Source organism: Bradyrhizobium sp. UBA2491, from assembly GCF_002341725.1.
Lineage (GTDB): Bacteria > Pseudomonadota > Alphaproteobacteria > Rhizobiales > Xanthobacteraceae > Bradyrhizobium.
Genome location: NZ_DDOP01000060.1, coordinates 110,877 through 119,853, shown reverse-complemented (window position 1 = coordinate 119,853; position 8,977 = coordinate 110,877). Strand labels below are relative to the sequence as shown.

Annotated in this window: 6 protein-coding genes; 4 read left to right on the top strand and 2 right to left on the bottom strand. The window is 65.7% G+C overall.

Going from position 1 to position 8,977, the window contains the following annotated elements; genetic code table 11:
* Positions 1–263 precede the first annotated feature (263 nt).
* On the bottom strand, positions 264–1,412 hold the full coding sequence (locus B2W55_RS20435; protein WP_024581227.1) for an HlyD family secretion protein: 1,149 nt from the start codon (positions 1,410–1,412) through the stop codon (positions 264–266).
* A 142-nt stretch (positions 1,413–1,554) separates the two neighbouring features.
* On the opposite strand from B2W55_RS20435, the gene B2W55_RS20430 reads away from it, so the two are divergent.
* The 4 genes from B2W55_RS20430 (at position 1,555) to mctP (ending at position 5,522) form a co-directional block, all read left to right on the top strand.
* A complete protein-coding gene (locus B2W55_RS20430; protein ID WP_024581226.1) occupies positions 1,555–2,466 on the top strand; it encodes a LysR family transcriptional regulator in 912 nt (303 codons plus the stop codon).
* 249 nt (positions 2,467–2,715) lie between these two features.
* Positions 2,716–3,687: a tripartite tricarboxylate transporter substrate binding protein gene (locus B2W55_RS20425; protein WP_024581225.1), complete on the top strand. Its 972-nt coding sequence runs from the start codon at positions 2,716–2,718 to the stop codon at positions 3,685–3,687.
* 148 nt (positions 3,688–3,835) lie between these two features.
* Positions 3,836–4,021, top strand: a complete 186-nt coding sequence (locus B2W55_RS20420; RefSeq protein WP_024581224.1) for a DUF3311 domain-containing protein — start codon at positions 3,836–3,838, stop codon at positions 4,019–4,021.
* 10 nt (positions 4,022–4,031) lie between these two features.
* Positions 4,032–5,522: a monocarboxylate uptake permease MctP gene (gene mctP, locus B2W55_RS20415; protein ID WP_024581223.1), complete on the top strand. Its 1,491-nt coding sequence runs from the start codon at positions 4,032–4,034 to the stop codon at positions 5,520–5,522.
* Here mctP and B2W55_RS20410 read toward each other — a convergent pair.
* Positions 5,493–8,969, bottom strand: coding sequence for an indolepyruvate ferredoxin oxidoreductase family protein (locus tag B2W55_RS20410; protein ID WP_024581222.1), 3,477 nt, complete (start codon positions 8,967–8,969; stop codon positions 5,493–5,495). The two genes, mctP and B2W55_RS20410, sit on opposite strands and share 30 nt — an antisense overlap.
* Between the last annotated feature and the right edge of the window lie 8 nt (positions 8,970–8,977).

Here is an 8,977-nt window from a genome sequence, read left to right as displayed (position 1 = left end):
GGAGAGGGGTGGCCCCGGGCGCTGACGTCGGAGATTCAGAGCGACCCGCTTCAATGCTGCTGTACGTCGAACCTCTCAGCAGTTGCGTTCGCGCAATAGGTTGAACCTCAGCGCAAGCGCGCCCCTCTCCCCAACCCTCCACCGCAAGGGGGGGGAGGGAGCCCTACCGCCTATGGTCGCGGGACAAAGGAAGACGCAGCATGACGCTACCGACCACCGATACGGTGATCGATCGCGTCAGTTCGTCGAGGTGCCGCTCAGTCCTACCCGCCGCTCGGCCGCGCCGCCGCCGCAAGCCGCCGCTTCTCGTCACGTTCGGCGAGCACCGTGGCTTTGGTGTTCACCGTCGGGATCGCCGACATGCCCGGGCGCAGCAGGCCGGTCAGGCTGTGATCGTCGAGCACGATCTTCACCGGCACGCGCTGCACGATCTTGGTGAAGTTGCCGGTGGCGTTGTCGGGCGGCAGCAGTGCGAATTCGAGGCCGCTCGCGGGCGACAGGCTGTCGACATGGCCCTTCAAGGTCGTGCCGCGAAAGCTGTCGACGGTGAGTTCGACCGGCTGGCCGTTGCGCACATGGGTCAGCTGGGTCTCCTTGAAATTGGCGACCACATAGACCGCGTCGAGCGGCACGACTGCCATCAGCTGGGTGCCGGCCTGCACATATTGCCCGACCCGGAGCGTGCGGGCGCCGACCGTGCCTTCGACCGGCGCGGTGATCCGTGTGTAGGACAGGTTCAACTCGGCCTGCTGCTCGACCGCGCGGGCCCGATCGACCTGCGCGACCGCCTGGGCGCGCTGCGTGGTCAACACGTCGACCTTGCGCTGCGCCGCCGACAGTGCCGACTTCGCGTGCTGGAGCTGCGCGGTGTTGGCGCGCAGCGCCGCGTCGGTCTGCTGCGCGCGCTGGATGGTGCCGGAGCCGGACTTCATCAGCCCGTCGTAGCGGGTCTGCTCTTCCTGGGCGAATTTCAGATTGGCCTCGGCGGCGTCGACATCGGCGGTGCTCTGGTCGATGATCGGCTGCTGCAATTCGAGCTGGGCATCGAGATTGCGCACCGACGCGCTGGCGGCGTCGACATCCGCCTTGGCCTGGCCGAGCGCCGTGCGGTAGTCGCGGTCGTCGATCTGGGCCAGCACCTGGCCGGCCTTCACCGGCTGGTTGTCGGTGACCAGCACCTGGGCGATGTAGCCCGACACTTTCGGCGCGATGATCGTGGAGTCCGCTTTCACATAAGCGTCATCGGTCGACTCGAGGTAACGGCCGGTGGTGACGTAGTCGTAGCCAAAGTCGGCGGCTACGCCGATGCCGATCAGCGCAGCCAATCCGATCGCCGCCCGCTTGACCGTGGCGCGCGACGGGCGAAGGCCTATTTTTGTCGATTCTTCAGGGACATAGGTGGTAGCCGACATGGCATCCTCCGGTCGAACATTCGCGTCCTTCCAGTAAGGGCGCCGGGTATCGCCCTTTAGATGCAATATCCTTCCCGCTGTGATAATCCCGATAAAACTGGAAGCATTATCAAGCCAGCGCTGATAATCCGGACCTTGCACGATGGATCGCCTGACCAGTCTGACCGCCTTCGTCCGGGTCGTGGACACCGGCGGCTTTTCCGCGGCCGGCCGCAAGCTCAACATGTCGACCACGATGGTGAGCAACCACGTCCAGTCGCTGGAGGACCGGCTCGGCGCCCGGCTGCTCAACCGCACCACGCGCAAGGTCAGCGTCACCGAAATCGGCCAGGCCTATTACGACCGCTGTGTCCAGATCCTCGCCGATATCGAGCATGCCGATGAGGTCGCGGGCGCGCAGCAATCGGTGCCGCGCGGCACGCTGCGCATCTTCACCAACACCCATCTTGTCCAGTTCCTGTCGCCGGCGGTGGCCGAGTTCCTGGCGACCTATCCCGAGGTCAAGATCGATCTCATGATCGGCGAGCGCAATGCCGATCTGATCGACGAGAACTACGATCTCGCGGTGCGCATGACCCCGGTGCCCGACTCCAGCCTGATCGTGCGCACCATCGCGACCTGGCGCCATGTGCTGTGCGCGTCGCACGGCTATATCGAGCAGCACGGCAAGCCCGGGCAGCTCGCCGATCTCTCCGCGCGCAACTGCATGCGCCATGCCCATTACCCCTACGGCGACGAATGGCGCTTCACCGACCGCAAGGGCACGCCGGCCGCGGTGCGCGTCTCCGGCAATCTGCTCTCCAACAGCGGCGAAACGCTGAAGCTCGCGGCGCTTGCCGGTGTCGGCGTCTTCCTCGCGGCGGGCTTCCTGGTCCGCGACGAATTGGAGTCGGGACAATTGGTGCGGCTGCTGCCCGAGTACCGGCCGGTCGAACTGACGATGAACGCGGTCTATCCGCACCGTCATCATCTCTCGGCCAAGGTCCGCATCTTCATCGATCTCCTGGTGCGCCATGCCACCGAACAGCAGAAGCTGATCAATCCGTATTCGTGAGGCGGTTAGGCCGTCGTTGCGAGAAGGACGCACTCCGATTTCTCCCCGTCATCCTGAGGAGCCGCGAAGCGGCGTCTCGAAGGATGAATCGGCCACAGCGCGGGCCGTGCATCCTTCGAGACGCGCTGCGCGCTCCTCAGGATGACGGGACCAATAGCTCAGCGCTTCCTCCAGCATCATGGCCGCCCGGCATCCCTTGCATGGCATGGGCGTGTATCAAGAATACATCGCCTGTCGCCGGAGCCTGCCATGCCGCTTCGTCTCCTCGCATCGCTTCTGTTCGCGCTCGCAGCATCCGTGCTGCTGCATACGCCCGTGTGCGCCGCCTATCCCGATCACCTGGTCAGGATCGTGGTGCCGTTCGCGCCAGGCGGCGGCACCGACGTCGTCGCGCGTACGCTGGCACAGGAGATGCAAAAGGATCTCGGCGTCACCGTCATCATCGAGAACAAGCCGGGCGCCGGCACCATCATCGGCACGCAGAGCGTCGCGGCGAGCCCGCCCGATGGCTACACGCTGCTGATGGCGACCTTCGCCAATGCGGTCAACCCGAGCCTCTACCGCAAGCTGCCCTACGATCCGCACAAGGACTTCGCGCCGGTGGCGCTGGTGGCGCGCTCGTTCAATGTCGTCGTGGTCAATCCGGCGTCGCCGATCAAGTCGATCAAGGACCTGATCGCCGCCGCCAGGGCCGATCCGGAAAAACTGTCCTACGGCACTTATGGCACCGGCACCTCGGCGCATCTCGCCGGCGAATTGTTCAAGCACATGGCCGGCGTCAATCTCACCACCGTGCCCTACAAGGGCGCGGCGCCGGCGATCACCGACCTGATCGGCGGCCAGATCCAGGTGATGTTCACCACGGTGGCAAGCTGTGCGTCGCTGGTCGAGGCCGGGCAGTTGCGCGCGATCGGGGTCACGTCGGCCGGGCGTTCGCCGTCGTTCCCGCAATTGCCGACGGTCGCTGAAGCCGGTGTGCAGGGCTACGCCGCGGAATCCTGGTACGGCCTTTACGCACCTGCGAACACGCCGCCCGACATCATCGACCGTCTCAACAAATCAGCCGCCAGGGCGGTGCAGGCGGAGGCCTTCAAGAAGCTCGCCGTCAATGAGGGCCTCGTGATGGTCGCTGCACCGCCCGCAGAGCTCGACCGCTACTTTGCCGGTGAGGAGGCGCGCTGGCGCAAGGTGATTGAGGACGCCGGCATCAAAGCCGAGTAGGCTGGTTGCCCGGCGCGGCGATCACATCTTTTTGCATCGCCATGCCGCAACCGTGATTCTAGACGCAACAAATGGTTCCTGGGGTCGTTGATGACGGGACACCGGCAACATCGCCGGTCTAATCAGATCTCGGGTTGGGGAGTGGGCCATGTGGATTCTGTTGCTGCTGCCGTTCATCGGCTTGCTATGGGTACCGTTCTATAATTTCGCCGAGCCGTCGCTGTTCGGCTTTCCCTTCTTCTACTGGTACCAGCTCGCCTGGGTGCCGATCTCCTCGCTGCTGATCTGGCTGGTCTATCGCAGCCGCCAGCCCGATGCCGATGAGCAGCGGTGAGGGGGCGGCCATGACCGATCACGTCGCCTGGGTGGCGCTCTCCGTCTTCATCTTCTTCTTCGCTCTCGTCACCGTGATGGGCTTCTTCGCGGCGCGCTGGAAATCCGGCCCGGTCAACGAGCATCTCGACGAATGGGGTCTCGGTGGCCGCCAATTCGGCACCTGGATTACCTGGTTCCTGGTCGGCGGCGATTTCTACACGGCCTACACCGTGATCGCGGTGCCGGCGCTGGTCTACGCGGTCGGCGCCTACGGATTCTTCGCGCTGCCCTACACCATCATCGTCTATCCCTTCGTGTTCGCGGTCATGCCGGTGCTGTGGAAGAAGGCGCATGCCAATGGCTATGTCACCGCAGCCGACGTCGTGCACGGTGCCTACGGCTCGCGCGCGCTCGAACTCGCGGTGGCGCTGACCGGCCTGGTGGCGACCATGCCTTACATCGCGTTGCAGCTGATCGGCATGGAGGTCGTGATCAAGGCGATGGGCCTGACCGGCGAGCTGCCGATCATCGCCGCCTTCGTGATCCTCGCGCTCTATACCTATAGCTCAGGCCTGCGTGCGCCGGCGCTGATCGCCTTCGTCAAGGACATCATGATCTACATCGTGGTGTTGACGGCGGTGGTCGTGGTGCCCTCGAAGCTCGGCGGCTATGGCGCGGTGTTCTCCGCCGCCGGCGACGCCTTCGCGGCCAAGGGCGGCGCCACCGGACTGACGCTGAAGCCCGCGCAGTATCTGCCCTATGCGACGCTGGCACTCGGCTCGGCGCTGGCGGCCTTCATGTATCCGCACACGCTGACCGGCATCTTCGCCTCGAAGTCGGCGGATACCATCCGCAAGAACGCCATCCTGCTGCCGGCCTATACGCTGCTGCTCGGCCTGATCGCACTGCTCGGCTACATGGCCTATGCCGCGGGCATCAAGGTGACGTCGCCGAACGACGTGGTGCCGATGCTGTTCAAGACGCTGTTCCCGGAATGGTTCGCCGGCTTCGCATTCTCGGCGATCGCGATCGGCGCGCTGGTGCCGGCGGCGGTGATGAGCATCGGCGCCGCCAATCTGTTCACCCGCAATGTCTGGAAGTCCTACGTCAATCCGGACATCTCGCATGCCGGTGAGGCGTCGGTGGCCAAGATCACCTCGCTGGTGGTGAAGGTCGGCGCGCTCGCCTTCATCCTGTTCCTGCCAACGCAATATGCGCTCGACCTGCAACTCCTCGGCGGCCTCTGGATCGTGCAGACGCTGCCGGCGCTGGTGTTCGGCCTGTTCACGGTCTGGTTCCGCGCCGAGGGCCTGCTGCTCGGCTGGGCCGCCGGCATCGGCTGGGGCACCTACACGGCGTGGAGCAACGGGCTGAAGCCGCTTGCCAGCATCTCGCTCGGCGATGCCACCTACACCTTCTATGTCGGGCTCGGGGCGCTCGTGCTCAACATCGTGGTGGCGGTGATTGCGACCGTCGTGGTGAGCCTGATCTCACCCGCCAAGCGCGGCGCGGCGGCCTGAGCCGTCGCCTTGATCTGACGGGGCGGAGGTGAATTGCGCGGCGAGCCGCGCCACCTCCGCCTTGGTCTTTTCGATCGCGGCGTCCTTCACCGGCCCGTAGCCACGGATCTCCATCGGCGCCTTCGCAAGCGTGATGAGATCGGGCAGCCGCGCCGCATCGAGCTTGCCGAGCACGGTCTCGATCAGCGCCTCGTACCAGACGATCAACGCACGCTCGGCGCGACGTTCGGCGGTGTAGCCGAATACGTCGAATGCCGTGCCGCGCAGCCCCTTCAGCCGCGCGAGCAGCCGCAGCGGGGCCTGGATCCATGGCCCGAATGCGCGCTTCTTCGGCCGTCCTCGCGCGTCGCGCTGCGCCGGCAGGAAGGGCGGCGCGAGGTGATACTGGACCGTGAAGTCGCCGTCGAATTCGAGCCTGAGCTCGTCGAGGAAGCCGGTCCGCATATGCAGCCGCGCCACCTCGTACTCGTCCTTGTAGGCCATCAGCTTGAACAGCGAGCGCGCCACGGTGTCGGTCAGCGCTTCGCTGCCGAGCGCGGCCTCGGCGCGGCGCACGCGGTCGACGGTCGCGCGGTAGCGTGCGGCATACGCGTCGTCCTGGTAGGCGCGCAGGAAGTCGGCGCGCCGTGCGATCATCTGGTCGAGTGTCTCCGGCGCGCTGGCGTCGGCGTGCTCGGACTTCGGCAGGAAGTCCGGATCGGCGAAGGCGAGCCGGCCCCAGGCCAAGGCCTGCTTGTTGCGCTCGACCGCGACGGCATTGAGCTCGATCGCACGGGTCAGCGCCTCCAGCGACACCGGCACCAGGCCCTGCTGCCAGGCAAAGCCGAGCATCATGATGTTGGCGTAGACGCTGTCGCCGAGCAGCCGCTCGGCCAGCGCATTGGCGTCGATCGTGGTGAGGTTGCCTGGGCCGCTCACCCGCTCGATGGCACGAAGCCGAACCGGCGAGGCGAGGTCGGCGTCGCGGAAGCGGACCACGTCGCCGGTCGGCATCTCGGCGATGTTGACCGCGGCGCGCATACCCCTGCGATAGGTGCCGGACGCCTTGGCCGACGAACTGACCACGAGGTCGCAGCCGATCAGGGCATCCGCCGCGCCCTGGTCGATCCGCACCTGGTGCAGCGCATCGGGCGTAGCTGCAAGCCGGAGGAAGCTCAGCACCGGGCCGAATTTTTGCGCGAAGCCGGTGAAGTCGAGCACCGAGACGCCGCGACCTTCGAGATGCGCGGCCATCGCGATCAGCGCGCCGACCGTGATGACGCCGGTGCCGCCGACCCCGGTGATGAGGAGATCATAGGGCGTGTCGAGTGTCGTGAACTCCGGCGCCGGCAGCGCGGCGACACGCGCCAGCGGATCGATCGCGCTCGCGCCCTTGGCCCGTCGTTTCCCGCCCTCGACGGTGACAAAGCTCGGGCAGAAGCCGTTGAGGCAGGAGAAATCCTTGTTGCAGGTCGACAGGTTGATCTTGCGCTTGCGGCCGAACGGCGTCTCCTTGGGCTCGACGCTGAGGCAATTGGATTCCACCGAGCAATCGCCGCAGCCCTCGCAGACGAGGTCGTTGATGTACGCAAACCTTGCCGGATCGACGACCGTGCCGCGCTTGCGCCGCCGCCGCTTCTCGGTGGCGCAGGTCTGCTGATAGATCAGCACGGTGACGCCGGATATCTGGCGCAGCTCGCGCTGCACGGCGTCCATGTCTTCGCGCGGATGGATCGTGACGCCAGCGGGCAGATCCGCCGACGAGAAATGCGAGGGATCATCCGACACCAGCGCGATCCGCGACACACCCTCGGCGCGCACGGAATGCGCGATCGCCTGCACGCTGACCGGGCCGTCGACCGGCTGACCACCGGTCATGGCGACTGCGTCGTTGAACAGGATCTTGTAGGTGATGTTGGTCTTCGCCGCGATCGCCTGGCGGATCGCCATCGAGCCGGAGTGATAATAGGTGCCTTCGCCGAGATTCTGGAACACATGCGTATTGCCGGTGAATTTCGACGACGCTGCCCAGTTGACGCCTTCGCCGCCCATCTGGATCAGCGACGAGGTCTCGCGGTCCATCCAGCTCGCCATGAAATGGCAGCCGATGCCGGCCAGCGCCGTCGAGCCTTCGGGCACTTTTGTCGACGTGTTGTGCGGGCAGCCCGAGCAGAAATACGGCGTGCGCGCAGCGCCCGGCACTGCGATCATGCGGTCCTGCTCGGGCACGAGCGCGGCGACGCGACGGGCGAGCTGCAATTCGGGAAACATCGGATCAAGCCGCCGCGCCAGCACGTCGGCCAGCATCCGCGGCGACAATTCGCCGGTCCAGGAGATCAGCCGCGCGCCGGTTTCGTCATGCTTGCCGACCATCCGCTCCGGCTTCGACCCGGGATAGTCGTAGAAGTACTCCTTGAACTGGCTCTCGATGATGCCGCGCTTCTCCTCGACCACCAGGATCTCGCGCTTGCCCTTCACGAACTCCATCGCGTCGTGCAGCGCCAGCGGCCACACCATGCCGACCTTGTAGATGTCGATGCCGAAGCGTCGGCACGCGGCTTCGTCGAGCCCGACCAGCCGCAGCGCCTCCATCAGATCCAGATGCGCCTTGCCGGTCGTGACGATGCCGTAGCGTGCGTCCTTCACGTCGTAGATCCGGCGGTCGATCGGATTGGCTTTTGCAAAGGCATAGACCGCGTGCTTCTTGGCCTCCAGCCGCTCTTCTATCTGCGGGCCCGGCAGATCCGGCCAGCGATAATGCAGGCCGCCCGGTGGCGACACGAAATCCGGCTGTATGAAACGGCGCGGTGCAGACAGCGCGACCGAAGCACCGGACTCCACGATCTCCGAGATCGCCTTGAAGCCAACCCACATGCCGGAAAATCGACTGAGCGCGTAGCCATATTCGCCGAACGCGAGATACTCGCCGACATCGGCCGGATGCAGTGTCGGCATGAACCAGCTCATGAAAGCGACGTCGGACTGATGCGGCATCGAGGACGACACGCAGCCATGGTCGTCGCCGGCGACGACCAGCACGCCGCCGTGCGGCGAGGAGCCATAGGCATTGCCGTGCTTCAGCGCGTCGCCGGAGCGATCGACGCCCGGACCCTTGCCATACCACAGCCCGAACACGCCATCGACTTGACGGTTTTTCTGCGTCTCGACCTGCTGCGAGCCGAGCACCGCGGTCGCCGCGAGGTCCTCGTTCACGGCGGGCAGGAATTCGATGCGGCTGTCGGTCAGCAGCTGCTTGATCTTCCACAGTTCGAGATCGACGCCGCCGAGCGGCGAGCCGCGATAGCCGGAGATGAAGCCCGCGGTGTTGAGTCCAGCCACACGGTCGCGCCGCGCCTGGTCCAGCACGATGCGGACGATCGCCTGCGTGCCGGTGAGGAAGACGCGGCCGTGCTCGCGGTTGTAGCGGTCGGAGAGCTGGTAGGCGTCGAGCAGCGGCATCTGGCCCATGACTGACC

Bases quoted from the DNA above. Each gene is read 5' to 3' on its own strand.
- B2W55_RS20425 (WP_024581225.1), top strand. From the start codon at position 2,716: ATGCCGCTTCGTCTCCTCGCATCGCTTCTGTTCGCGCTCGCAGCATCC.
- B2W55_RS20430 (WP_024581226.1), top strand. From the start codon at position 1,555: ATGGATCGCCTGACCAGTCTGACCGCCTTCGTCCGGGTCGTGGACACC.
- B2W55_RS20410 (WP_024581222.1), bottom strand. From the start codon at position 8,969: ATGGGCCAGATGCCGCTGCTCGACGCCTACCAGCTCTCCGACCGCTAC.
- B2W55_RS20435 (WP_024581227.1), bottom strand. From the start codon at position 1,412: ATGTCGGCTACCACCTATGTCCCTGAAGAATCGACAAAAATAGGCCTT.
- mctP (WP_024581223.1), top strand. From the start codon at position 4,032: ATGACCGATCACGTCGCCTGGGTGGCGCTCTCCGTCTTCATCTTCTTC.
- B2W55_RS20420 (WP_024581224.1), top strand. From the start codon at position 3,836: ATGTGGATTCTGTTGCTGCTGCCGTTCATCGGCTTGCTATGGGTACCG.